We start from the raw sequence: 26,038 nt of genomic DNA, 5'->3' as shown, positions 1-26,038 counted from the left end.
AGAGAATGAATGATTAGATATATTGACAAGTGTAAAATATCTTTTATTATTATATTTTCACTAGTGATACAACTGATTATGCCTTGTTTTACTAGTACAGTATTTGCACAAGAGCTACAAGATCCTAACAGTTTATCAGTTAGTATAAAGAAAGAAATAATTACGGGTACAGAACCTTTTAATACAACGGGTAATGCCACGCCAGATTTTTGTCCACCAGGGGATGATTATAGTGTAAATGACAGTTATGTAAGAACTTTGGATACAGTAGGTTATACTATAGATTATTGGATAAATCCAGCAGGTTCAGTTGCAAAAGATTGTATTTTAACAGCAACTTTAACAGAGGTAAATGGAGAACCAGTTGCTATTTGGGATACAAATTTGGAAAATTTATATCCAGGCCTTACAATTTCTAATGAAGGACGAACATTTACATACAATTTAGGAGATAGGGATGGAGGAACTGCATATAGTTTTTCACCAACTGCTAAGGTTTTAGGAACAGCAGCAAATGGACAAACGTTTGAATTAGAGGTAAACTTTTCAGCTAGTAATGCTGCAGCTGCAAGTGCCAGTAGTGATAGTATAACAGTTTCTGCATTTCCAAAATTAGATTTAGCTTTGAATTGTTATGATACAAGACCAGCATTAGGACCATTTAATGAAATGGGACTTTTAGTGTATTCAACAATAGAAGTACTAATAAAAGATGGTAAAGGTAGTGAACATGTAAATGAAGATTTAAAGTTTGATGTTGACTTATCTCAGCTTAGAAGTCTTGGACTTCATCCTAGACTGTATGATTGGAAAAAAGCAGTTGCTCCAAATGGAGATAATGAAACCAATTATATCACACCATACGGACAAGGTGGAAAAGAGAATGGAGTAACAAATTCAGGTGATTTTACAGCAACACAATCTGCTCCAGGAGAAGATGTTAAGATAGCTATATCTGGTGCAGATTTGAGTGGTAACCATACTCCTAGTGAATATTCAAGTGGAGATGTAATATCTTTAGAAGATAAGTATGTAGTTTCAGGTTATTTGGTATTTTGGATACCAGCAGATGAGATACCAGTTGGTGAGACAGAGATTCAAATTTCTTATAAAAATTTTGATCCAAATGCAGTAAGTGGTCAATCAAACTTTGGAGATGGCAAAGAACCACTTGAAAACAATACAGATACTAAAAAAATTCTCAAACCAAGTGGCAATGCAGATTTCGCTTATGATGAGTATTATAATGATAAAAATGGACAGGCGCTTCCTGCTGAAGAAGGTGACATATGGGACTACAATGGAGTTCTTGTAGCAGGAGCAGAGTTTAGAACAAAAATAAGACTTGAAAATAGAGGTTTTATACCAGTCACAGATTTAATAGCAGTAAGTAAGTTTGATCCTAATTTGGTAGAATTAGTTGAAAAGTCTTCAGGAATAGCCCATGCTTTTGATTGGATTGAAGGAGTGTCTAATGATGATATTTTAGTTGAATATGGAGTAGGTGGAGCTAGTGGAGACTCTGGATATGACGATTGGACAGAACAAAGAGATTCAACTGGAGAAGATTCAGATTCAACTGGAGGATGGTATACAAATATAAATGATGCTCCAGGACCTATATCAAAGATACGTATAAGAATGAAGGATGGAAAAGCAGTTCCAGCTAAAACTTATATTGAATTAAAAGTATATATGAGGCTAAAAGATAAACCACTAGGAACTATAGTTCCAAGCTTTTTATCTATCAAGGCTAATGAGTTAAATAATGGGCAATGGAGACATTCGGCATATGATCCTGAAAATAATGCTAATAGAGATTATAAATCTGATAGACTTACCGTTACGGGAGCATTAGCTCGTACATCAATACAATCAGATAAGAATACTATTAGGGCAGGAGATACTGTTAAATATACTATTCAGTCCACTCTTACGGCAGACCCTCCAGGAAACTATGGAAATGCTCAAAATGCAAAGATAGTAGAGATATTACCCGCTGGTTTAACATATGTTGAAAGCTCAGCTAAAAAGGGAGATTCTACATTCGAGCCTTTAACTACTAAAAATGCAGATGGAACTACTACTTTAACATGGGATTTAGGAAATCTTCCAATTAATGAAGCTATTGATGATATAACATATGATGCAGTAAGTGATATAGATGTTAAAAATATGACAAGCTTAAACAATAAGGTAGTTATCAGTACATCAACAGATGTTAGTAGAGAATTATCTAGAACATCACAAAAAAGTATTACTATTAGTAATGATAGAGCTTGGGGAATCTATAAAACAGTAGATAAGGAATTAGTTGAAGTTGGAGAAGATTTATCTTATACACTGAAGTATTTCCAACTAACAGATAAGACTTTGAAAAATTTTGATTTTATAGAAATATTACCATACAAAGGTGATGGTAGAAGACCGAATACAAATTATACAGGGTCTTATAAATTAAAAAGTATTTCTGGAAGTAATGAAGAAACGTTTTTAGTTACAGATGCATCTCCAGAAAGTATAAGTTCAGATCCTAACATTGTAGGAGGAGTAAATTGGGTTGAAAGAGGAGTAATTCCAGATGAATCTGTAACTGCAATTAAAATTTCAGCAGCAGAATTTCCTCAAAATGAACCTACTAGATCAATAAATCTTGTTTTACAACCTAGTGGGAATAGAGGGGGAGATATATATACCAATAGATTTACTGGAAGAGTTAGTGAGATTGATGCACTTGTTGAATCAAATGATGTTTGTATTAAAGTAATAGATAGAGGTGGGAGTTCTATAGGAGATACTTTATGGAACGATAAAGATGAAGATCAAGTGCAGGATTTAGACGAAGAAGGTATTGCAAATGTTAAAGTAATTTTAATAGATAGCAAAGGAAGTAAAGTAGAAACAGTAACGGATGCAGATGGAAAATATATTTTTAATAATCTTTTATCAGGAAATTACACTGTGACTATTGATTCAGAAACATTACCAAGTGAAATGAAAGAAACCTTTGAATTAGATGGAACCTTAGATAATAGTGTAAGTGTAACAGTATCACAGGGACAAGCAAAAGATGATGTGGATTTTGGATATGTAAAAACAAAAGAATCAACAGAAGATAACAATAACAATGATAACAATGATGATAATAAAAAAACAGCATCAATCGGTGATACCGTATGGAATGATAAAGATAGAAATGGAATACAAGACTCAGATGAAATTGGCATATCAAATGTTAAAGTGATATTGACAGATAAATCTGGAATTAAAACAATAACACTAACAGATGATAACGGCAAATATGCTTTTGAAAATCTTGAATCAGGTGACTATACAGTAACTATAGATCCAGTAACATTACCAGAAGGACTAGAAGAAACCTTCGAGATAGATAGAACATTAGATAATAGTGTGAAGGTATCAGTATCAGAAGGACAAGTAAAAGATGATGTAGACTTTGGATGTGCGCAAAGGGTAAAACATAATCATAAAAATAAAAACAAAAATCATGATAAAAATGAAAATTATGATAAAGATAAAAATCATGATAAAGGTACTGATAATGTAAAACAACCATCAATTGGAGATGAATCTGGTAATAATCAAAAAGATGATACAGAAGTAGATATTGAAGATGAAGAAACACCATTGGGGACAGCTGAAAATGAAGAAGACATTCAAGATGAAGAAACTCCATTAGGTACGGCTGAAAATAAAGTAAATATTGAAAATGAAGAAATTCCATTATCACCGGCTAACATTAAAAAAAATAATACATCAAATAATGCAATTAATTTACCGAAAACAGGAACAGAAGATTTTAATTTATTGCTAATTGGTATATGCATGTTTGTAACAAGTATTTTATTCATAATAATTGATAGACGCAAAAGAAAATTTAATACTAAGTAAAATAATTTGATTAAAGGGTGTAATATTAGATTTTAATGTCTATTATTACACCTTTTGATTTAAACATAAATTTTGTAAAATTATGAAAAGTATTTACGAAATGATAAAAAATATGTATAATAAAATTAAATTAAAAGTAAGTTGAAAAACTTTCTACCGATAATAGCAAACTATACGAAAGTATAGGACGCAAAGCTATAGGGCCTTACATAATATATGTGTGGCAGCCAGTTACCGAAGGGGGAGTTATTTATGTTCAAAAAAATAGGATTATTTGTTTGTTTAACAGTCTTTTACTCTCTATTGTTTAACTATGATGTTGCTTTGAGTAAAATGTTATATGATGAAAATAATCAAGTAGAAAGCGCTAAAAACAAATTAATTAATGAACCGAAATTAGATGAAAGTGAAAAAAATAAAGGTTCTATAAAGATAAAATTTGCTAATACTAGTGGAAATAAGATGAAGATAGGTATAAAAAAAGATAGTAATAATTACTATTATAATTTCAAAGGAAATGCAAATTACGAAAGCTTTCCACTTCAATCAGGATCAGGAAAATATAAAGTAACTTTATTTGAAAATACAAGAGAAACTAAATATAAAAGTATTAAATCATGGACTATTAATGTGAAGCTAAAAGATGAAAATTCTGTTTACTTAAATTCTATTAAATTAGTAAATTGGAAGAATACAACTACTACTGTTAGTAAAGCTAAACAATTGACTAATGGATTAAAAAATGATGAAGATAAAGCTAAAGCTATCTATGACTATATTGTTAGTAATATCAAATATGATAGCAATAAAGCTAAAAATGTAAAGAATGGCTATGTACCTAATATTGATTCAGTAATAGATTCTAAGTTAGGTATATGTTATGATTTTGCTTCAACTTACGCTGGAATGTTAAGAAGTATAGGGATTCCTGCAAAACTTGTAATGGGTAATTCATCAAATGTTAAAGGATATCATGCATGGAATGAAGTTTTTATAAATGGTAGATGGGTTATTGTAGATACTTCTTACGATTCACAGGCTAAAGAAGCTAATGTAAAAGTTAGCATGTGTAAATCTTCTGTAAGTTATAAAAAAATAAAACAATATTAAAATAAGGAGCTGTTAAAGCTCCTTTTTATTTATACAAAATTAATTTACAATCAGTTCAGCAGTTACAATGAAGCGCTTTGGAGCTGATCCAATGTAATTAAAAGGATAGCATGTTACCAAAGTTAACATAGGTTCATCATAAGATTTCAGTATTTCAGGATCATTTGGAAGTGTAATTTTAGTATCTATAACTTTGTAAACAAGTTTACCTACAGAGGTTTCTATGAAAATTTTATCATCCAATTTAATATTCTTTAAGCCTTTAAAAGCACCATCTCTATGTCCGAATAAAAGACAATTGCCATTTTCACCAGGTAAAGATGTAGATGTATATAAACCAACCCCTTTTTCTAAATCAGAGTCAGAGGTTCCATAAATAATAGGAAGAATTTCTTTAGTACTTGTTATAGTTAGTTTACCAATAACTTCAGATTTCGTTGGTTCAGTTTTATATTGTACTGGAAGTAGCTTTTTATCTGTAACTAAATTATTTGTGTCAGAGGAATCTTTAAAGTTTATTAATTTAGAAGATTTTTTTGTAATCTCTTTATGCTCCCATATCTCAATACTTTTTTTTATTTCATTACTGCTGTGGGTAATCTTATATATAGAGATGCCTATAATAATCAAAGATAAGATAAAGATTAAAATAAAGATTTTGAACAAAGTAGAAGTTTTTTTCATATATTAAATCCTTTCCAACGCTATAATATTTAATTAATCAAAATTAGAATGAAATTTATAAAAATATTAATCTAAGTAAAAGAAATAATAGTTCTTAATTATATTATATAAGAAGCTTAAAATGAATGAAAGATTAGATATAAAAAAGTTCAAATTGTTACGGGAATTAATACATTTAATATTAAATAAAAGGTATTTTATAACTATATTTTTCACATAAAACACATAAAAAACATAAAAGTCAAATATTACTTTTATGTATACTTTTTAACATAGGGCAATTATAATATATATTGCATGCATATATATTATTTTGCATTTAATGTTAATTAAAGAATGTACAAAAAGTAAAAGTATATTCTTGTTAAAAATTTAAGGAGGGACTTATAATGGGTTTTTTTGAGAGAGTAAGTAATATAATCAAAGGAAAGGCAAATGCTACACTAGATAAAGTGGAAAATCCTATTGAACTTTTAGATTTAAAAATAAAAGAGATGGAACAGAATTTGAATAAGGCTAAATTGTCTTCTGCACAAGTATTAGGAAATTACCATGAGATAAAAAAGAAATTAGAAGAGGCTAAAAAAGAATCACAGGATTATGATGGAAAGATAAAATTAGCATTAACTAAAAATAATGAAGAATTAGCTAAAAAAGCTCTACAACGAAAATTAGATGCAGATAAAAGATGTCAAAGTTTAAAAAAATCTTATGAAGAGTCTAAAATTAAAGCTGAACAATTAAAGAAAAGATTAAGGGATTTAGAAGAAGAAATAGTAAAAACAAGACAATATAGAGATGAAGCAGCAGCAAGATTAAACAATGCAGAAGCAACACAAAAGGTAAATGAAATTTTAGCCAATGTTGATGCTGGAAATAACAGTATTAATATAGATAACATTGAAAGAAAAATTCAAAAGAAAGAATCCTTAGCTGAAGGTCTTGCTGAACTAAAAGATAATTCTTTATCTTTGGATGACGAGTTTGAAAAATTAGAAATGGATATGGACTTAGAAGCTGAATTGGCTAAATATAAGAATAATGAGGAAAATATCTAAGTAAAAGTGGGTATAAGAGGTATTGAATTATTCTTTATAAAAGGTAAGGTGGGTTAAATGGATAAATTAGAATTTTATTTGAATGAAGAAGAGAATAAATATGGAAAAGTATATACAGATATTAATTATGCAATAGATAATATTGCTGATTTTATATCAGATGAAAACTTAAAAAAAAGAAAATACGCATCTAAAGTTGATGTTATAAAAAAATATATAAAGTTATTGGAAGATACAAAAGTAAAGGTAAATAAAAAAGGAAGATTTAAAATATTTAATAATACAGACAAATATAAAACTGTTTTAGAAAATTACAAATACAAACATAGTAAGGATTTTCAGCAGTTGGACAATTGTTCAAAGTGTGCATGTTTAAATTGTGTTCAAGAATGTGAGTTTGATACCTGTTTAGGATGCAGAAACAATTCTAAAATAGTGTATTGCGATCATAAAAAAATAAATGTAACTAGGCATTCAAATTTTACTATAAATCTTGTGAATGACAATACTCAAGAAGAAAATACTTATGAAGTGTTAGTTACAATTCAAAATATAGAAGAAGATAAGAGATATATAATAATAAGAAATATCAGGGATTACGATGATAAGTATATTTTATATTATTACCCAGGAATTTCAGAAGATAATTATGGAGAAATCACTGATGCAGAGGAATTTGATTATATTGCAGAAATTTTTATTTCTTGTAATATAGAATAATATTAAAGGATTGATTGGATGAATAAAAATTTTAGAAAATATTTTCTTGCTATATTTTTTGTTTTGATTTTTTTGTTTTCTAATGTAATAGCTGACAGTATAAACTATTTTAATTCTGAATCAACCAATACAAATATAGTATATGCTTCTCCTAAAAGAAAATCTAGAAGTTCTTCAAAATCTAGAAGTTCATTTAGTAAAAGTAAAGCATCTTCAAGTGGACTTAAATCCAGTAGTTTTTCAAGTACTAAGAAGAGCAAGAGTCCAAGTAATGTAACAGATAAAAGTAAAGCATCTTCAAGTGGACTTAAATCCAGCAGTTTCTCAAGTACTAAGAAGAGCAAGAGTCCAAGTACTGTAACAGATAAAAGTAAGGCATCTTCAAGTGGACTTAAATCTAGTAGTTTTTCAAGTTCTAAGAAAACTAATAATACGAGTACTGTAACAGATAAAAGTAAATCATCCTCTAGTGGGCTTAAATCTAGCAGCTTTTCTAATTCTAAAAAAAGCCAGCAGAATTCAAGCAATTCTAACTCAGCAGTAAATAAATCAAGTGGGTCATCGACTTTTGACAGAAATTCAAATCCAGTTAAACGTATAAATAATAATAAGTCAATATATTCTTCTTCACGAAGCTATCATCATTTATCAGTAATTGATATTGTAATAACAATAATTGCGATTATATTAGTGCTTATACTAATTAAGAAGCTTATAAATAGAAGAAAGAGAAAGTAACAACTTAAGAATGTTGCTGAGCAATTTTCTTAAAAGGTGTTGCATTTATAAAAGATTATTTATATAATAGTATGTAAATTGTAATATGATAAAGATAATGATGGAAAGAAGTAGTTATGTAAATCATAAAGAGAGCTAGTGGCTGGTGTAAACTAGTTGAGGATCATAATGAAATACATTCTTGAATCTTATACTGAACAGCACGGCCAGCTTAGTAGGTTGTTACGGAAGTCCCTACGTTATAAGGGAAAGAGAGGAAATATTTTTAATATTTCAATTTGGGTGGTACCACGGAAAAGATTCGTCCCTTTATATTTTTATATAAAGGGATTTTTTATTTGTAAATATTTCTAAAAAAGTTTATTTGCTAGGGATAATTACTCAAACCTAGTTACTAAAAAAGGAGGAAACAAAAATGAAAAATGTATTTGATACTTTAGCTGAACGCGGATACATAAAACAAACAACACACGAAGAAGAAATAAGAGAATTATTAGGAAAAGAAAAAATAACATTTTATATAGGATTTGACCCAACAGCAGATAGTCTTCATGTAGGACATTTTATTGCAATGATGTTTATGTCTCATATGCAAAAGGCTGGACATAGACCAATAGCTTTAGTTGGTGGTGGAACAGCTATGATTGGTGATCCAAGTGGTAAGACTGATATGAGAAAGATGCTTACAAAAGAACAAATTCAACATAATGTAGATTCTATAAAAGGGCAGCTTTCAAGATTAATAGATTTTACTGATGATAAAGCTATATTAGTTAATAATGGTGATTGGCTTTTAAATCTTAATTATGTAGAGTTTTTAAGAGAAATTGGTGTACACTTCTCAGTTAATAGAATGCTTACAGCTGAGTGTTTTAAACAAAGATTAGAAAAAGGTTTATCATTCTTAGAATTTAACTATATGTTAATGCAGGGATATGATTTTTATGAATTAAATCAAAGATATGGCTGTGTAATGCAATTGGGTGGAGATGACCAATGGTCTAATATGATTGCAGGTATGGAGCTTATAAGAAGAAAAGAAAGAAAGTCAGCTTTTGCAATGACATGTACACTATTAACTAATAGTGAAGGTAAAAAAATGGGTAAAACAGAAAAAGGAGCATTATGGCTTGATCCTGAAAAAACTTCTCCATATGAGTTCTACCAATACTGGAGAAATGTAAATGATGCTGATGTAGAAAAATGTTTATCATTGCTTACTTTCGTACCAATGGATGAGGTTAAAAGACTTGCAGCACTTAAAGATGCAGCAATAAATGAAGCTAAAAAGATTTTAGCATTTGAAGTTACAAAGCTTGTTCATGGTGAAGAAGAAGCTAAAAAAGCTCAAGAAGCAGCAGAAGCCTTATTCGGAGGCGGTGTTGATATGAGTAATGTTCCAGCTGTTGAAATTACTAGTGATATGGTAGGAACTTCACTACTTGATATACTTTTAGGCGGAAAAGTAATTCCATCTAAAAAAGAAGGTAGAAGATTAATAGAGCAGGGTGGACTTTCTATAAATGATGAAAAAGTTCAAGAGGTAAATGCTGTTCTTTCAGAAGCTGATTTTAAAGATGGAATAGTACTTGTAAAGAAAGGTAAGAAAAAATATTATAAGATAGTATTGCAATAGAAAAATTATACAATTTAAACAACAAAAAATTAAAAATATATATAAATAAAAGAAAATGCTTGAAGTTGGGCATTTTCTTTTGTTTTTATCGTAAAATTTTTGTATAATAACGAGTAGAGTAAAAATTTAGTGTAGATTGAGAAAAAATTTACGATAATAATAAGTAAGATAATATATTTTTGTTTTAGATAATAAAAGAGGATTAGTATATAATCTTTACCTATATTAGTTATGTTTGTTTAACATCTATATTGAAAGGAGTGAAATTTATGGCTGGTATTTGGAATATAAATAGTGCTTATAATGTAAATTCTAAGAGGATTCATAAAAAACTATCTTTTGAAGTAGGAGAAAAATTCAAAGCAAGAATTATTAATTTTAATAAGAGTGATAGTGAGGCTATTTTAAAACTTTTAGATGGATGGCAATTTTCAGCACATATAAAAGAGTCAATAAATTTCACACCAAAGGGATTAATAGGGTTTGAAGTAGAAGGATATGAAGACGGAAAGCTTTTACTTAAGTTAATAAATGATGAAAATGAATCTGAAACTAAAAATTTACTTGGAGATACCTTGGAAAAACAGGGTATAAAGGTTGAAAAAGAAGATTACCCTCTTTTAGAAAAGATGATTAAGTATAAAATGCCTCTAACAAAAGATAATATTTCTAAGGTTAAGACGTTATTAGATTTCAAAGATAAAATTTTGCAAGATACTTCAGAAGAAGAGAGTTTTATTTTAAGATATGTAAATAATAAGGGTATTGATATAAATAGTCAAAAAGGTCAAAATATAAGAAATACATTAAAAGGTTTTTTTAAAGAATTTAAAAAATTAAGTACAGAGGAGTTATTTACTTTAATTGATAATAATATTGAATTAACAGAAGATAACATTAAAAGCTTTAATAAAATAGTTAAAGACTCTATGTCTTTGTATAAAGAGGTAACAGATTTAGAGAAAGGACTTTCTAATAAAGTGAATAGAGAAAGTAATTTTAAAGAATTTCAGGAACCAATCAAAGAAGAATCAGTATTAAATAAGGATAAAAATATGGAAGAAGCTAAAAGTAGTGAAGGAAATTCTATTAAGAATACAGAGAAAAGTGGTGTTTCCAAGAATAATACCTATATTCAAAAAGCTTATGATATAAATAATTCTAAAGAGGTAGATGGAAAAGAAATTTTAAAACAGCTACTAGGTATAGATTCTTCTGAAGAGGAAAATACAAAGTTAAATACTGAAAAGTTAAATGGTGATAAATTAGATGTTGAGAAGTCGGCAGATACTAATAGCACTAAAGAAGAAGTCGCAATAGGTAAAGAAAGTAATAAAGATATAGATAATAATTTACAAAAGAGTAGTAATATAAAAAAAGAAGTTGAAACGCTTAAATTGCAGAATGAAGATATAGATACTTCTAAAAAAGTTAAAGAACAAATAAGTGATAAAACTAATGAAATGAAGAATTTAATAAGACAAGCTGCGGAAGAAAATAGTAGTTTAAAGAATGATTCGTTTAGTAAGATAGTGCAAACTCTGCAAAATAAGATGAATGATTTTAAAGTATTTAATTCTATATCTAATCAGTATTATTATTTGGATGTTCCAATTAATGTTAGTGAAAAGGAATATCCTTGCAAGTTAATTGTTAAGGATGAGAGAAAGAAAGGAAAAAAAATCGATTCAAGTAATGTAAAATTTGTAGCTTCAGTTAAAACTATAAATATGGGAATTGTAGATGCTTATATTAAAGTACTTAATAGGAACATAAGTATCGATATTAAATGTGAAAAAAGTTGGATTAAGGTATTAGATTTAGGAAAAGAACGAATAATAAAAAAGTTAAATGATATGGGATATATGACCAATGTAGATGTTAAGGAAAAAATTATAGAAGCTAATATAGTTGAATGTAGAGAGTTTTTTGAGGATAATGATTTTACAAGTATAAATATGAAGGTTTAAAAGTAGGATAGGAGGGGGAGCATGAGTAACAATGAGCGCAAAAAAGCTGCTGCACTAAAGTATGAGATGAACTATGAAGCCCCTATGGTTACAGCAGCTGGAATGGGAGTTATAGCAGATAAGATTATTGAAGAGGCTGAAAAAAATGAGGTTCCTATAGTTTATAATAAAGAGTTAGCAGATTTATTAACAAATGTAGAGGTAGGAAGCAATATACCTACAGAATTATATGAAGCGGTTGCTGAAATAATAGCATATGTAATGGATACTGACAAATTAGCAGACGGAAGGTGATATAAAATGGGACTTTTTGCAATATCGGATTTACATCTGGCCTTTACCTGCGATAAACCAATGGATATATTTGGAGATAAATGGTATAAACATGATGAAAAGATTAAGGAGAATTGGAGTAATAAAATTGGAGAAGAAGATACTGTTTTAATTGCTGGAGATATATCATGGTCAATGAAGATGGAAGATGGTATGAAAGATCTTGAATGGATTCATAATCTTCCAGGTAGAAAAATTATATCTAAAGGTAATCATGATTATTGGTGGCAAAGTATTAATAAGCTTAATAGACTTTATGAGGATATAAACTTTATTCAAAATAACTTCTTTACGTATGAAGAATATGCTATTTGTGGTACTAGAGGGTGGAACCCACCTGTACCAGAAAAATATTCAGAGCATGACGAAAAAATATATAGTAGAGAAAAAATACGGTTGAAGCTTTCTTTAGATAGTGCTGTAAAAGCAGGGTATAAAAAGATAATAGTTATGATTCATTTTCCACCAGTTAATGATAAATTTGAAGAATCTGATTTTACAAAAATATTCAAGGAATATAATGTAGAAAAGGTTATGTATGGGCACTTACATGGTCCTTCTTTAAAAAGAGTTTATGAGGGGGAACATGATGGGATTGAGTATATGGTTACTTCTTGTGATTATATAAATTTTGATCCAATAAGAATAATATAAAATGAGTTAGAAATAGTTATCTAACTCATTTTTTTATTCTTATTTATTAAATAATGATGAAAAGAATCCTTTTTTTTGTTTAGATGAAGAATTGTCAATAGGTTTTTCTTCAGTTTTATGACCAGATTTAGCTTCTTTTATTAAATCTTTTTGATCACGAGCAAGCTCTTTAAGTCGTTGGTTGATACCAGGTGTAGTTATAACCTTACTAAACCATACCATTGCTTCGTCTATATTATCAGTACGTCTACTTAATTCACCTATTAGATACATAACGGTAAATTTATTCATGCCATATATAGGAAAGTCTTCGTTGAAATAAGCATCGTTAAAACCTTTGAGAGCTTGTTTAAGAAAATCTTTCTCAGCGTCTAAATCTTCTGTTAATCTATACATCCAAGCTAATTTTAAGCAGTTAAAAGCTTTTCTACTAGCTTTTGAATCTGTATAGTAGTAATTAAGTAAAGATAATTTATAGCGTTCTATAGCTATATTAACGTCATAAGGAGAGGTATATTCTCTCCCTTTCCACTTTGGTGCAATTTTTTGTTTTACTAAATCTATCTGAAAATTTCTAATTTTTTCAAAATCAGCTTTCATAGCAGCATATCCGCAAGTATTACAAAGCCAGACATCATAGAAATAAGGATTTATTATTTCATATCTAATAAACAAATCGCTATCCTTTTTTTTCATTTTATATGATGAAGTTTTAACAGCTTTAACTGTAAATTTGCTACCACATACTGGACAGGTTACCTTTTTATCATATAAATAATTTTTCAATTTTTCCTGTTCAGTTTGCTCTTTTTTAAAAGAGGGATTGTTATCTTGTTCTTCGTCTTTGCTATAAAGATCTATACTGTTTATGTTGTCAAATCCTAGTTGGTCTAACCCAGAAAAAATATCTTTGCTCACGTAATCACCTCAAAATATAGTAAGTTGTATATAAATAATTATAACAAAGAAATTAATAAAAAACATTTATTTTAGAAAAATAATCATTTATATATAGTATAATTATATATTATAATAGTATGTTGTAATACATATAAAAATTTAAAAAAGAGGTGAATTATATGGCTGTTAGAGAATGGAAAAAATTTCTTATACCATATGAACAAGCTGTAGAAGAATTGAAGGTAAAATTTAAAAGTATAAGACGTGAATATAGAAGAAAAAATGAAAATTCACCTATTGAGTTTGTAACAGGTAGAGTAAAAGAGTTAACAAGTATACTGGAAAAAGCTAATAAATTTAACATACCTATAGAGAGAATAGAATATGAATTAGAAGATATAGCAGGTATAAGAGTAATGTGTCAATTTGTAGATGATATATATAGAGTAGTGAATTTAATAAGACAAAGAAAAGATATGCAGATAATGTATGAAAAAGATTATATTACCGATGTAAAAGCAAGTGGATATAGAAGTTATCATATAATAATAAAATATCCAGTAAATATGGCTGACGGAGTTAAGGAAATATTGGCTGAATTTCAAATAAGAACTTTAGCTATGAATTTTTGGGCAACAGTTGAACATTCTTTAAACTACAAATATAAGCATCAAATACCTGACGACATAAAAAATAAATTAAAAGGAGCGGCAGATGCAGCTTTTAATTTAGACCAAGAAATGCTTGAGATTAAAGATGAAATTATGGATGCACAAAAATTATTTGAAGTAAAATCTAGTTTAGTATCTGATATAATGAACAATATATTTACATTACTTTCAGCTGGAAGAAGTACAGAAGCGGCTAATTATAGAAATCAATTAAATAAGCTTATTTCTGAAGGAGAAACTTATGAACTTAATAAGCTTTTAGAAGATACAGAAAAAAGTGTTAGAATGTATAAATAATTATAGCTTGCAATGAATGATATTTGAAAGATAATATATTTGATAAAAAATCCTCTCTTATTTACAGATAAGAGAGGATTTTTGTAATTATATTTATTTTACTATTTAGCTACTATATTAACAAGTCTCCCTTTAACAACTATTACTTTAATTATATTTTTACCTTCTAGAGCTGCTTTAATATTTTCTTGATTAATAGCAAATTCTTTTATTTCATCATCTGAAAGGTTAGTAGGTATATTTATTCTTGCTTTGATTTTTCCACAAATCTGAATAGCTATTTCAACTTCATCCTTAATTAATGCTTTAGGATCAAATTTTGGCCAAGATTCATTAAATACTGAGAAATCTTTTCCAAGTAATTCCCATTGTTCTTCTGTAAAGTGAGGAGCAAAAGGAGCTAAAAGTTTAATATAATCAACTAATGCTTCTTTCAAGAAAGATACATTTTTATTCTTTTCATCATTCAAGTATTTTGATAATGAATTTGTAAATTCCATCATTCTTGCAATAGAAGTATTGAATTGGAATTTTTCAGTATCTGCTGAAACATGTTGTATAGCATAGTGTCTAGCATAGTTTAATTCTTTTTCAGATTTTTCCATTGTAGTTTTAGTATTTTCTTTATTAACTATCTCATTTCTACATTCTTCTAAAAGTCTTTCAATTCTATCTATAAATCTACCCATAGATTTTATTCCATCGTCACTCCAAGCTCCCCCTTCAGAGTATGCAAATCCAAACATTAGATACATTCTAAATACGTCTGCACCGTATTCTTTTATATAGTCATCTGGAGCTATTGTGTTTCCTTTTGACTTACTCATCTTTAGACCGTCTGGTCCAAGTATTAAACCTTGGTGAGTAAGAGAAGTAAATGGTTCATCAAAGTTTAAGTATCCCATATCACGAAGTGCTTTTGTGATAAATCTGGCATAAAGTAAGTGCATGCAAGCATGTTCAGGTCCACCTACATATTTATCTACAGGTAATATAGTATTTACCTTATCTACATCAAAAGCTTTTTCTTCATTTTTGCTATCAACATATCTTAGGTAGTACCATGAAGAACAAACAAAAGTATCTAAAGTATCTGATTCTCTTGTTGCATGACCACCACATTTTGGACATGTTGTATTTAAAAAGGATTCACTTTTTGAAAGTGGAGATTTACCATCTGGAGTAAATTCAATATCATAAGGAAGTTCTACTGGAAGCTGTTCTTCAGGTACTGCAACTGTTCCACATTTTTCACAATAAACTACTGGAATAGGTGCACCCCAATATCTTTGTCTTGAAACAAGCCAGTCTCTTAGTCTGAAGTTTACTTTCCATCTTCCAAGTTCTGTTTCTTCTAACTTCTTAACTATAGCTTCTTTAGCTTCTTCTGTAGTAAGACCGTCAAATTCTCCACTGTTTACTAGTTTACCATATTCAGTAAATGGAAGAGTGTCATCGCTGCCATCTTTACTTTCAATAACTCTTTGAATTGGTAAGTTGAATTTTTTGGCAAATTCAAAGTCACGTTCATCATGAGCAGGAACTGCCATTACGCATCCAGTACCATATGTTGCAAGTACATAGTCACCAACCCAGATAGGAACTCTTTTACCGTTTATAGGATTTAGTGCATATGAACCTGTAAACACACCTGTTTTTTCTCTAGAAATTGATTGTCTTTCAATATCTGATTGTTTTGAAGCTTGAAGCTTATAATTTTCTACTATTGATTTGTTCTCTTCTGTTGTTAATTCATCAACAAAAGGACTTTCAGGTGCTAAAACTACATAAGTAACACCATTTAAAGTATCTACTCTTGTTGTAAATACATCAAAGCTTATATCAGAGTTTTCAACTTTAAATGTAACCTCTGCCCCTTTAGATCTACCGATCCAGTGTTTTTGCATTGATTTAGTTTTTTCAGGCCAATCTAATTCATCTATTTTTTCTAATAATTCTTCTGCATAATCAGTTATTTTTAGGAACCATTGAGTTAATTGTTTTTTCTCAACTTCTGAATCACATCTTTCACATTGTCCTTCTATAACTTGTTCGTTAGCAAGAACTGTATTACAGCTAGGGCACCAGTTTACAGGAGCATTTTTTCTGTAAGCAAGTCCTTTTTCATACAATTTTAAGAATAACCATTGAGTCCATTTATAATAATCAGGAAGACAAGTAATAACCTCATGATCCCAATTAAACATCGCACCCATAGCTTTTAATTGTTCTTCCATATTTTCTATGTTTTGCATTGTAGAATCATGTGGATGAATTCCTGTTTTTATTGCATAGTTTTCAGCAGGAAGTCCAAAAGCATCAAATCCCATTGGTTGGAATACATTATACCCTTGCATTTTCTTGAATCTAGCCCATGAATCAGTAGGACCATAGTTGAACCAATGTCCTGCATGAAGTTTCGCACCTGATGGATATGAGAACATTTCAAGTACATATAATTTTTCACCTTTAGCATTTTCATCAAAGTTGTGAAGACCAGATTCTTCCCATTTGTTTTGCCACTTTTTATCTATTGACGTTCCGTAGTTTGCCATTTAAAGTTAACCTCCCTCTTCAGTACATAGCTGAATATAAATATTTAAATTGTGAAAAATAAAAAAACTTTCATCTCTAAAATAAGAGACGAAAGTTGGAATTCCGCGGTACCACTCTAATTAGGCATAAAGCCTCACTTAAAAATATAACGGTTTAACCGTATCTGCTTTCAACAGATAAACTCAAAGGTAAGTTCATATTTTATCAATACTGCCTTACAGCAACCGACAGCTCTCTTTGATTGAATAAAACATTACTACTCCTTATCAACGCAATATCAAATTTTATTCTTTTGCGTCTAATTATAGAGTAAATAAGAAATGCTGTCAAGGCGTTATTTTACAATCTGATAAGGCCAATTTTTTATTCCACCTAGATTATATACATTAGTGTACCCCAAATCATCTAAAAGCTTTGCGGCTTTAGAAGAACGATTACCGCTTTGACAGTAAACTATAATATTGGTACTCTTAGGAACATTCTTGTTTGCAATTTCAGTTTTAAGCACATCTAGAGGAATATTTACACTAGTAGGAATTCTTCCAGTAGAATGTTCTTGTGGCGTTCTAACATCCACAATAATCATAGGAGTTGAAGCATTAATTAAATCTTTTAAATCTGATGGGGAAATATTTCTATAGGCTTTTGCTGTACCTGAGAGTATAAAACCGATCATTAAAAACAATGATATAACTACAGATAATATTTTTTTAAAAGATAGTCTTTTAGTATACATAATTTCTACCTCCATTTTATTTTTACTAGTAGGTAGTTTGCACTATGAGAAGAAATTTATTCATATATTGACTTGTGTATACTAAAAGTGAATATACTACTTTTCATTATTACATATTTTGTTATACTTATACTAGGAATAATTTTATTGTTTCATAACTTAATAAGTGAGGAGATGTGGTAGATGACAATTGATAAAGTAGAAGAAAAATCAATGAGTGAAATGATGAATGAAATTGAAAAATCTATGCAACCAATTTATAGAGGAGATTTAGTAGAAGGTGAAGTTATTTCAGTAACAGATAGTGAAGTATTAGTTAATATAGGATATATAACTGATGGAATAATAAAAAAAGATGATTTATCAAATGAAGAAGTAAATCTTAAAGAAATTTTAAAAGCTGGAGATAAGATTAAAGTTTATATTGTTAAAGTAAATGATGGAGAGGGAAATGTAGTTTTATCTAAGAAAAAAGCAGATGAGCTTGTAGCTTGGCATGAACTTCAGGATTCATCAAAAAATAACTCTACTTTTGAAGTGAAAATAAGTGAAGTTGTAAAAGGTGGAGTTGTTACATATGTTAAAGGCATAAGGGCATTTATACCTGCATCACATATTTCTATTTCTTTTGTAAAGAACTTAAATGAATTTGTGGGTAAAACTTTATTGGTAAAAGTAATTGAATTAGATAAAGAGAAAAAGAAGGTAGTTTTATCTAGAAAAGAAGTAGAAAAGGCAGAAAGAGAAGTTAAAAAAGAAGAAGTCTGGGCTTCACTTAAGAAAGGTGAAAAAAGAACAGGGACTGTAAGTCGACTTGCTAAGTTTGGAGCTTTTGTTAATTTAGGTGGAGTTGATGGATTAATTCACAATTCCGATTTATCATGGAAAAGAGTTAATCATCCTTCAGAAGTAGTTTCAGAAGGAGATAAAGTAGAAGTTTATGTATTGGATTTTGATAAAGAAAAAGGAAGAATTGCCTTAGGCCTAAAAAATGTAGAAGAAGATCCTTGGAATAATATAAAAGATAAATATAATATTGATAATGTTGTGGAAGGTATAGTTACAAGAATGTTAGACTTTGGAGCTTTTGTACAGCTTGAAGATGGAATAGAAGGATTAGTACATACTACACAAATTACTGATGAAAATATTACAAAGCCTTCACAAGTACTGAATATAGGTGATAAAGTAAGTGTTAAAATATTAGATATAAAAGAAGCAGAACAAAAAATTAGTTTAAGTATTAAAGAAGCTGCCAATAAAACTGGTGGAGATTATTCTGAATTTAACGATAATGATGAAGGAAATTTTGCTTTTGCAGATTTATTAAAGAACTTTAATTTTGATAAATAATTTGATAAATAATTAGATATGTAAATAGTTAATATAGAAAAGCAAGTATAAGTATGATAATTATTTATGCTTGTTTTTTATTTATAGGAATTTTCTTAAAAAATATCATTTGGAATAATATACATAAAGAATATTTTACATAGAGTTAATTTTTTGACATGTGTTATAATATATAATAAAAATTAATATTTAAGATTGTAACTGCTATGGAGGAACAAAGAATGGCTTTTAAAAGTATTAAAAATACAAAAGTTAATCAACAGGTAATTCAGCAAATTAAAGATTCTATATATCAAGGAAAATTAAAAAAAGGAGATAAATTACCTACAGTAAATGAACTACATGAAACTTTAGGGGTTAGTAGAACTTCTATTAGAGAAGCATTTAGTGCTCTTGAGTTAATTGGAGTAATAGAAACTAGAACAGGAGAAGGTACATTTATATCTAATAATGAAGGTTCTATGAAGTTTTTAGAACCATTATCTTTAATTTTAGCATTAGAAGAAGATGTGGTACAAGAATTATTAGAACTTAGGATGGTATTAGAATGTGATTGTATTAGGTTGGCCGTAGATAAGATAACAGATGAAGAGTTAGATGAAATGAAGAGATACATTGAAGTTTTGGAGGAGAGTAAAGGAAATGAAAAAAGTAGTATTGAAGCAGATATGATGTTTCATTATACTATTGCAAAAGCAAGTAGAAATAAAGTTCTTTATCAAGTTTTAACTTCTATTTCTGAGGTTATGAATCTTCATATAAAGAATACACGTACAAGATTAGCGTCTGATTCTGAAACTATGCATAAATTTATAGAACAGCATATAGAAATTTATAATGCTATGAAACAAAGAAATTCAGATAAGGCCATAAAGGCTATAAGAGGACATCTAAATTATTTAGAGGAACTGATTAGCAAAAATTAAAACAATCAATACAAAATATAAAAGAAAATATTAGATTTGTAATGATGAGAACATTCTTCTTTTTAGGAGAGTGTTTTTATTTTATAGGTGTGTTAAAAAATAAACATTTTAAAATGTCTGAATTTTGTTGCAAAACCAATGTAAAAGGTGGTATATTATACGTAATAAGGATTAAATGTTTTTCAGGTGGTCATACCAGCGTAAAATACTAGTGATTATATCAAAGGAGGATTTTTTATGTTAACTTTTAATTTGCCATATGGTAGAGGCGAAAAGAAAATAAGTATTCCGAAGGAAAGAGTAGCAGCAAAATTAGTATCTAAAGCACATGAGTTTAAGCCAGAAGGAACAGAAATTGAAATTGTTAGAGAAGCATTAACAAATCCAATTTCAAGTAAACCTTTAAGTGAATTGGTTAAGGGAAAAGAAAACGTTGTTATTATATCTAGTGATCACACAAGACCTGTTCCAAGTCATGTAACAATGCCAATTTTATTAGACGAAATAAGAAAAGGTAATGCTAATGCTAAAATTTCTATTTTAGTTGCTACAGGAATGCATAGAGCAACTACTAAAGAGGAACTTATAGACAAGTATGGCGAAGAAATTGCAAACAATGAAAATTTCATAATACATGATAGTCAGGACGATTCTCAATTGGTTAAAGTAGGAACACTACCATCTGGTGGAGAACTTATTATTAATAAATATGCAGTTGAAGCTGATTTATTAATTGCAGAAGGATTTATTGAACCTCATTTCTTTGCTGGTTTTTCTGGAGGACGTAAATCAATTTTGCCAGGTATTGCAAGTAAGGCAACTATATTAGCAAATCACTGTTCAGAGTTTGTTGGAAGTAATTATGCAAGAACAGGTAATTTAGAAGGTAATCCTCTTCATAAGGACATGTTATATGCTGCAGAAAAAGCAAATCTAGCCTTTATATTAAATGTTGTTATAGATTCAGATAAAAAAGTTATTGGCGCTTTTGCAGGAAATCGTGAACAAGCACATTATAATGGATGTGAATTTGTGAAGGATTTAGCTGGTGTTAATGCTGTTAAAGCAGATATAGCTATTTCAACAAATGGAGGATATCCATTAGACCAAAATATATATCAATCAGTAAAAGGAATGACAGCTGCAGAAGCTACATTAGGTGAAAAAGGTGTTATAATAATGGTATCTATGTGTAATGATGGTCATGGTGGAGAAGAATTTTATGAAACCTTCAAAAACGCTAATTCAGTAAAAGAAATAATGAATGAAATAGTAGCTAGAGATAGACATGAAACTATATCAGACCAATGGGAATCACAGGTGCTTGCTAGAATATTATTAAAATATGATGTTATTATGGTAACTGGTGCTCCAAGAAAAATGATTGAAGATATGCATATGAAATGGGCACCAAGTGTAGATGTAGCACTAGAAATGGCTGATGAAATATTAGGAACTAAAGATGGTAAAATAACAGTTATACCAGATGGAGTTTCAGTAGTAGTTAAAAAATAAAATACTTAAATAAGAAAAAATCCGATACTCTTAGAGTATCGGATTTTTGGCTGCCCAAGCAGGATTCGAACCTACGGAGTGCCTGAGTCAGAGTCAGGTGCCTTACCGCTTGGCTATTGGGCAATGATATCAGTAATATTATAACATTTTTAGGATAAATGTCAAGCGATTTGCAATTAACTAATAACATATTTGGAAATTTTCAAAAATCTATAGTCCTTTTATATTTCTTTTCCCCCATTCTTCCATTATTTCATAAATAGTCTTAGAAGTGGTGTCATCTAAGGTATATCCCAATAATTCTACGACTTCTTTTAGCTCATCTTCATGAGCTGTTTCAATTTCTATATAAGGGAAAGGACAAAAACTTTTTTCATTTACATCAATTTCTATTAAAGTGTTTTTATATTTATAGCTTTCTCTATATTTTTTTATAGATTGCACAAGTTCAAGACCAAGAGATCTAAAAATATTTTCACCTTCCACATCATCATTAATTTCTATTTCATTTTCTTCCATAACTTTATATTTATCTTGGTTTAAAAGTTTTTTGGTTGTCATGTAAATATGTTTAATGTTTTTCAGCTCATCATCTACTATCCTTATTCTGGCATATCCTTTTGCATTTAAGAGCTTTTTATCTGAGAAATCGTATATGTTATTGATTTGATTTTCTTGTTTTACTTTTTTAGCATTTATACCTAATAATTTTTTACGTATATCTTCAATATTAATATTAATAATCCTAGTTTCTATTTCTTGCATCCGTAATCACTCCTTAATATTCAGATTATAGCATAATTTATGCGAATAAAAAACACTAAGACTTTAAGGTATACATAAAGTTATATAATGGTAAAAATGCAAATCAAATATAGAGTTTTTCATAAAGAAAATATGTTATAATAAAAATATAGTTTAAGTACACATCTAAATTAAATAATTGAGATGTGTTTTTTATTTTTTACAAGAGGTGGTAAGATAATGGAATATATAAATGAAATTACAATTAATGAAGCAATAGTTCATATTTTAGATAATAATTCAGAAGAAGCAATTTTAAATGAATATAGATTAGATTTAAATGAAGAAATATATACATTTTTAAATAAACATATACAAAAATGCTTTAAGGATGAAGAATTAAAATACGCAGTTTTTAACAAGGAGAGAAATATAATTAAAGATATTTCACAGGAATTTTTATATGGTGAAAGCGATTTGCTTGAAGTATCCAAAGAACTTGCAAGTCAGATGTTTTTGCTTATGAGATCTAAAGGAAATATATCTTCTTGCGATTTACTGATAATATCTATATCTACGGAATATGGTCCTTTGCTTGGAATTTTAAAAATGGATTATATAAAGAATTATGTTCATACTGTAGATTTTGTAGATAATAAAATTGGTATAAATATCATACCTCAATATACTGGACTTCCAGCAAGTGGGCAGAGATTACAAAAGTGTGCATTTATAAAGCCTATAAAAGAAGAAAATAATTTTGATCTTATGGTTATAGATAAACAAACTAAAAATAAAAATAGTGAAGAATATGGATCAAATTATTTTATAACCAATTATCTTGGATGTAGTGTAATTGATAATGAAAGAGATATGACAAAAAGTTTTGTGCAGGCAGCAGAGAAATGGACAAGAACTAATCTTAAAGAAAATGCAGAGGCACAAGAGGTAGTTAGAAGTGCAATTAAGAAAAAACTAAGAGAAGAAGAAAAAGTTGATGTAAAAGATGTAGCAGAAGAACTTTTTGAAGGCAAAACTGAAACTAAGCAAAATTTTGTCGAATTTATTAAAGAACAGGGTGGAGTAGAAAATGTTGCTATAGATAAGGAATGGATTGAAAAGAAGTTTAAGAGAATAAGATTGAAAATAGATAAGGATATTGATTTATATATAAACGAAGAAGCTTATGGTGATAATAGTAGATTTGAAATTATTAGAAATGGTGATGGAACTATAAATATGACTATAAAACATGTTTCAAATTATATAGAAAAATAAAATTAAGTATAAATAAAAGGAGTATTGATTTTTCAATACTCCTTTAGTATCTATAAATTTATGTATTATAGAGTGTTTGCAGAACCTAGAACATTGTCTATTTTATCTTCTACTATTCTTTGTATAGTTTCTCTTCCAGCTCCACAGTATTTTCTTGGATCGAATTCAGCTGGTTTTTCACCAAATACTTTTCTTACTCCTGCAGTCATAGCAAGTCTTAAGTCAGTATCCATATTTATTTTACATACAGCCATTGAAGATGCTTTTCTTAACATATCAGCTGGAACACCTTTAGCTTTTGAAGGAATTTGTCCTCCAAATTCATTACAAGTTGCAACTAATTCAGGGTTAACAGCTGAAGCACCGTGAAGAACTATTGGGAATCCAGGTAATTTTCCTTGGATTTCTTCTAAGATATCAAATCTTAATTTAGCTTCTCCTTCGAATTTAAAAGCACCATGGCTTGTTCCGATAGCTATAGCTAATGAATCAACACCAGTTCTGTTAACAAAGTCAACAGCTTGGTCTGGATCAGTGTAAACATGAACATCACTGCTTACTTCATCTTCAACACCAGCAAGTATTCCAAGTTCAGCTTCTACAGTTACTCCGTGAGCGTGAGCGTATTCAACAACTTCTTTAGTTTTAGCTACGTTTTCTTCGTATTCGTAGTGAGAACCATCAAACATAACAGAAGTAAATCCGTTTTCTATACATAATTTAACTGTTTCTAAATCTGGACCGTGGTCTAAGTGTAAAGCAACATCTATTCCAGTATCAGCTATTGCAGCATCAACCATAGCTTTTAAGTATTTAGGACCAGCATAGTTTAAAGCTCCTTTTGAAACTTGAAGAATAACAGGAGATTTTTTTTCTTTAGCTGCGTTTACAACACCTTGTATTATTTCCATGTTGTTGATATTGAAAGCTCCGATAGCATATTTTCCTTCGTAAGCTTTTTTAAACATTTCTTTAGTTGTTATTAATGCCATATAAATTCCACCTTCCAAATGATATATTATAGGGACAATTATTGTCCATATGGGACAAAATTCACCTACCATTATTATAACCCAATATTATTAGATTTACCATAGTACACTACGTTATAATTATAAATAAATTTTTGAAAAAATAAAAGGTAATTTTTCCAAATTATAAAATATTTTGTATAGTTGTTTTTTCAAAGTCAATAATATCATCTATTAAAAATTTTATACTGTGTAGTGAGGCAAGAGAATCACTTTTATTTTTATATTTTACATATTGAGTTAGTTTTAATAGTTCAACATGCATATCATCTATGTACTCATGATCAATAAAAATAGAAATTACTTTAGAGTCTTTTTCCCAATTCTTCAATAATTTAATGGAAATTTCATATGATTCCTCCCAAGAACCATCTTTTATAGTATTTTCTAAAGAAGAAGTTATATTTTTATAATGACTGCACGTTTTTTCAAGATAATTTATTGAAAAAAGGATACATATGATTAAAATTAAAAAAATAATAAAGGAAGCTATTACATTTTTCATTTATTTATACTCCTTATATTTAATATTTTAATCTTTTAATTGAAAAAAGAACTTATTTTGAGAATCTAAAATTGCTATAAAAACTTTATTTGGATTATCAATATTATTAGAAATTAATTGAGAGTTTAACCAATTTATATCTTTATTTATAGTTTTTAAGTTATTGGAGTCTATTTTACCGTCTAAAATTAAAGTTATAGGAAGCTGATCTTGTTTAGAAGCGATGTTTAAATCTTTTTTTGTTACAGAAGTTATGTCAGTTTTGGGGATAATTGATAATTCACCACTTGTCTCAAGAACAGCGAAAGCTATGTCTTGTATATTATAAAAGCCTTTAAGACGTAATTCCTCAACCAAATCATTGTAGGTTAAACGCTGATTACGAAGTTCTTTTATATCTATTTTCCCATGAGCAATAATTACACTAGGTTTACCACTTACCATTTTTCTAAAAAATTGACTTTTTAATTCTAGTATTGTTATCAAAGTTTGAAGAATAAGTAACGTTATTATGGGTATAATTCCATATAAAAGAGGAATTCCTAAGTCTTGCATAGGAAGTGATGCTAAATCTGATATCATAATAGCTATGGCAAGTTCAAAGGGTTCAAGTTCTCCTATTTGACGTTTACCCATCAGACGCATTGTTAATACAACTAATATGTAAAGAATTGCAGTTCTGATCATTACAATAAACATAAAATCACTCCT

Annotated in this window: 22 protein-coding genes, 1 tRNA gene, 1 riboswitch and 2 other annotated features; of the genes, 14 read left to right on the top strand and 9 right to left on the bottom strand. The window is 28.9% G+C overall.

The features are described from left to right. Window positions 1–9 precede the first annotated feature (9 nt). Complete coding sequence (locus OXH55_RS02825; protein ID WP_268047955.1) at window positions 10–3,912, top strand: SdrD B-like domain-containing protein; 3,903 nt, start codon at window positions 10–12, stop codon at window positions 3,910–3,912. Between the two features lie 154 nt (window positions 3,913–4,066). Continuing rightward, window positions 4,067–4,151, top strand: a riboswitch (cyclic di-GMP riboswitch). Window positions 4,152–4,164: 13 nt separating this feature from the next. Beyond that, window positions 4,165–5,022, top strand: a complete 858-nt coding sequence (locus OXH55_RS02820; RefSeq protein ID WP_268047954.1) for a transglutaminase-like domain-containing protein — start codon at window positions 4,165–4,167, stop codon at window positions 5,020–5,022. 39 nt (window positions 5,023–5,061) lie between these two features. Here OXH55_RS02820 and OXH55_RS02815 read toward each other — a convergent pair whose 3' ends face one another. After that, entirely contained in the window at window positions 5,062–5,706 is a 645-nt protein-coding gene (locus tag OXH55_RS02815) for a class D sortase (protein ID WP_268047953.1), read from the bottom strand. Between the two features lie 389 nt (window positions 5,707–6,095). Between OXH55_RS02815 and OXH55_RS02810 the strand changes: the two genes are divergently transcribed. The 7 genes from OXH55_RS02810 to OXH55_RS02780 all read left to right on the top strand — a co-directional run bounded on the left by OXH55_RS02810 (window position 6,096) and on the right by OXH55_RS02780 (window position 12,815). Continuing rightward, complete coding sequence (locus OXH55_RS02810; protein ID WP_268047952.1) at window positions 6,096–6,764, top strand: PspA/IM30 family protein; 669 nt, start codon at window positions 6,096–6,098, stop codon at window positions 6,762–6,764. A gap of 57 nt (window positions 6,765–6,821) precedes the next feature. Next, the gene (locus OXH55_RS02805) at window positions 6,822–7,484 is read left to right on the top strand and encodes a DUF1292 domain-containing protein (RefSeq protein ID WP_268047951.1); all 663 of its coding nucleotides are present in this window, start codon (window positions 6,822–6,824) and stop codon (window positions 7,482–7,484) included. An 18-nt stretch (window positions 7,485–7,502) separates the two neighbouring features. Next, window positions 7,503–8,222 carry a hypothetical protein gene (locus OXH55_RS02800; protein WP_268047950.1) on the top strand — a complete coding sequence of 240 codons (720 nt, stop codon included), beginning with the start codon at window positions 7,503–7,505 and terminating at the stop codon, window positions 8,220–8,222. An 88-nt stretch (window positions 8,223–8,310) separates the two neighbouring features. After that, window positions 8,311–8,534: a binding site (T-box leader), on the top strand. A gap of 103 nt (window positions 8,535–8,637) precedes the next feature. Continuing rightward, the gene (tyrS, locus tag OXH55_RS02795; RefSeq protein ID WP_268047949.1) at window positions 8,638–9,858 is read left to right on the top strand and encodes a tyrosine--tRNA ligase; all 1,221 of its coding nucleotides are present in this window, start codon (window positions 8,638–8,640) and stop codon (window positions 9,856–9,858) included. A 269-nt stretch (window positions 9,859–10,127) separates the two neighbouring features. Next, window positions 10,128–11,828, top strand: coding sequence for a synaptonemal complex protein 1 (locus OXH55_RS02790; protein ID WP_268047948.1), 1,701 nt, complete (start codon window positions 10,128–10,130; stop codon window positions 11,826–11,828). A gap of 21 nt (window positions 11,829–11,849) precedes the next feature. Beyond that, window positions 11,850–12,122, top strand: a complete 273-nt coding sequence (locus OXH55_RS02785; protein ID WP_268047947.1) for an EscU/YscU/HrcU family type III secretion system export apparatus switch protein — start codon at window positions 11,850–11,852, stop codon at window positions 12,120–12,122. Between the two features lie 6 nt (window positions 12,123–12,128). Next, entirely contained in the window at window positions 12,129–12,815 is a 687-nt protein-coding gene (locus tag OXH55_RS02780; protein WP_268047946.1) for a metallophosphoesterase, read from the top strand. A 39-nt stretch (window positions 12,816–12,854) separates the two neighbouring features. On the opposite strand, the gene OXH55_RS02775 is transcribed toward OXH55_RS02780, so the two are convergent. After that, window positions 12,855–13,733, bottom strand: a complete 879-nt coding sequence (locus OXH55_RS02775) for a DUF2225 domain-containing protein (protein ID WP_268047945.1) — start codon at window positions 13,731–13,733, stop codon at window positions 12,855–12,857. A gap of 161 nt (window positions 13,734–13,894) precedes the next feature. Between OXH55_RS02775 and yjbM the strand changes: the two genes are divergently transcribed. Then, window positions 13,895–14,683 (top strand): GTP diphosphokinase, encoded by a 789-nt coding sequence (yjbM, locus tag OXH55_RS02770; protein ID WP_268047944.1) that lies wholly within the window; start codon window positions 13,895–13,897, stop codon window positions 14,681–14,683. Window positions 14,684–14,784: 101 nt separating this feature from the next. Here yjbM and leuS read toward each other — a convergent pair whose 3' ends face one another. Beyond that, window positions 14,785–17,238 (bottom strand): leucine--tRNA ligase, encoded by a 2,454-nt coding sequence (gene leuS, locus OXH55_RS02765; protein WP_268047943.1) that lies wholly within the window; start codon window positions 17,236–17,238, stop codon window positions 14,785–14,787. Between the two features lie 81 nt (window positions 17,239–17,319). Beyond that, window positions 17,320–17,518 (bottom strand) — a binding site (T-box leader). A gap of 55 nt (window positions 17,519–17,573) precedes the next feature. Then, window positions 17,574–17,975 (bottom strand): rhodanese-like domain-containing protein, encoded by a 402-nt coding sequence (locus OXH55_RS02760; protein WP_268047942.1) that lies wholly within the window; start codon window positions 17,973–17,975, stop codon window positions 17,574–17,576. Between the two features lie 183 nt (window positions 17,976–18,158). Between OXH55_RS02760 and rpsA the strand changes: the two genes are divergently transcribed. The 3 genes from rpsA to larA all read left to right on the top strand — a co-directional run bounded on the left by rpsA (window position 18,159) and on the right by larA (window position 21,769). Then, window positions 18,159–19,328, top strand: a complete 1,170-nt coding sequence (rpsA, locus tag OXH55_RS02755; RefSeq protein ID WP_268047941.1) for a 30S ribosomal protein S1 — start codon at window positions 18,159–18,161, stop codon at window positions 19,326–19,328. Between the two features lie 221 nt (window positions 19,329–19,549). After that, window positions 19,550–20,254, top strand: coding sequence for a FadR/GntR family transcriptional regulator (locus tag OXH55_RS02750; protein ID WP_268047940.1), 705 nt, complete (start codon window positions 19,550–19,552; stop codon window positions 20,252–20,254). A 237-nt stretch (window positions 20,255–20,491) separates the two neighbouring features. After that, a complete protein-coding gene (larA, locus tag OXH55_RS02745) occupies window positions 20,492–21,769 on the top strand; it encodes a nickel-dependent lactate racemase (protein WP_268047939.1) in 1,278 nt (425 codons plus the stop codon). A gap of 47 nt (window positions 21,770–21,816) precedes the next feature. Here larA and OXH55_RS02740 read toward each other — a convergent pair. Together OXH55_RS02740 and OXH55_RS02735 are read right to left on the bottom strand one after the other, a co-directional pair. Continuing rightward, window positions 21,817–21,892: transfer RNA gene (locus OXH55_RS02740), tRNA-Gln, on the bottom strand. Between the two features lie 87 nt (window positions 21,893–21,979). Next, window positions 21,980–22,534 (bottom strand): class IV adenylate cyclase, encoded by a 555-nt coding sequence (locus OXH55_RS02735; RefSeq protein WP_268047938.1) that lies wholly within the window; start codon window positions 22,532–22,534, stop codon window positions 21,980–21,982. Between the two features lie 219 nt (window positions 22,535–22,753). Between OXH55_RS02735 and OXH55_RS02730 the strand changes: the two genes are divergently transcribed. Further along, window positions 22,754–23,791: a nucleoid-associated protein gene (locus OXH55_RS02730; protein WP_268047937.1), complete on the top strand. Its 1,038-nt coding sequence runs from the start codon at window positions 22,754–22,756 to the stop codon at window positions 23,789–23,791. 65 nt (window positions 23,792–23,856) lie between these two features. Here OXH55_RS02730 and fba read toward each other — a convergent pair whose 3' ends face one another. From fba to OXH55_RS02715, 3 genes are all read right to left on the bottom strand, one after another. Next, window positions 23,857–24,783 (bottom strand): class II fructose-1,6-bisphosphate aldolase, encoded by a 927-nt coding sequence (gene fba / locus OXH55_RS02725; protein WP_268047936.1) that lies wholly within the window; start codon window positions 24,781–24,783, stop codon window positions 23,857–23,859. Between the two features lie 163 nt (window positions 24,784–24,946). After that, a complete protein-coding gene (locus OXH55_RS02720; protein ID WP_268047935.1) occupies window positions 24,947–25,327 on the bottom strand; it encodes a DUF4363 family protein in 381 nt (126 codons plus the stop codon). Between the two features lie 27 nt (window positions 25,328–25,354). Further along, window positions 25,355–26,026 (bottom strand): YetF domain-containing protein, encoded by a 672-nt coding sequence (locus tag OXH55_RS02715; RefSeq protein WP_268047934.1) that lies wholly within the window; start codon window positions 26,024–26,026, stop codon window positions 25,355–25,357. Window positions 26,027–26,038: the final 12 nt, after the last annotated feature.

Source organism: Clostridium ganghwense, assembly GCF_026735165.1.
In the GTDB taxonomy this organism is placed as follows: domain Bacteria; phylum Bacillota; class Clostridia; order Clostridiales; family Clostridiaceae; genus Clostridium_H; species Clostridium_H ganghwense.
The sequence above is the reverse complement of the archived record's forward strand: the minus strand, read 5'-3'. Positions and strand labels throughout refer to the sequence as shown.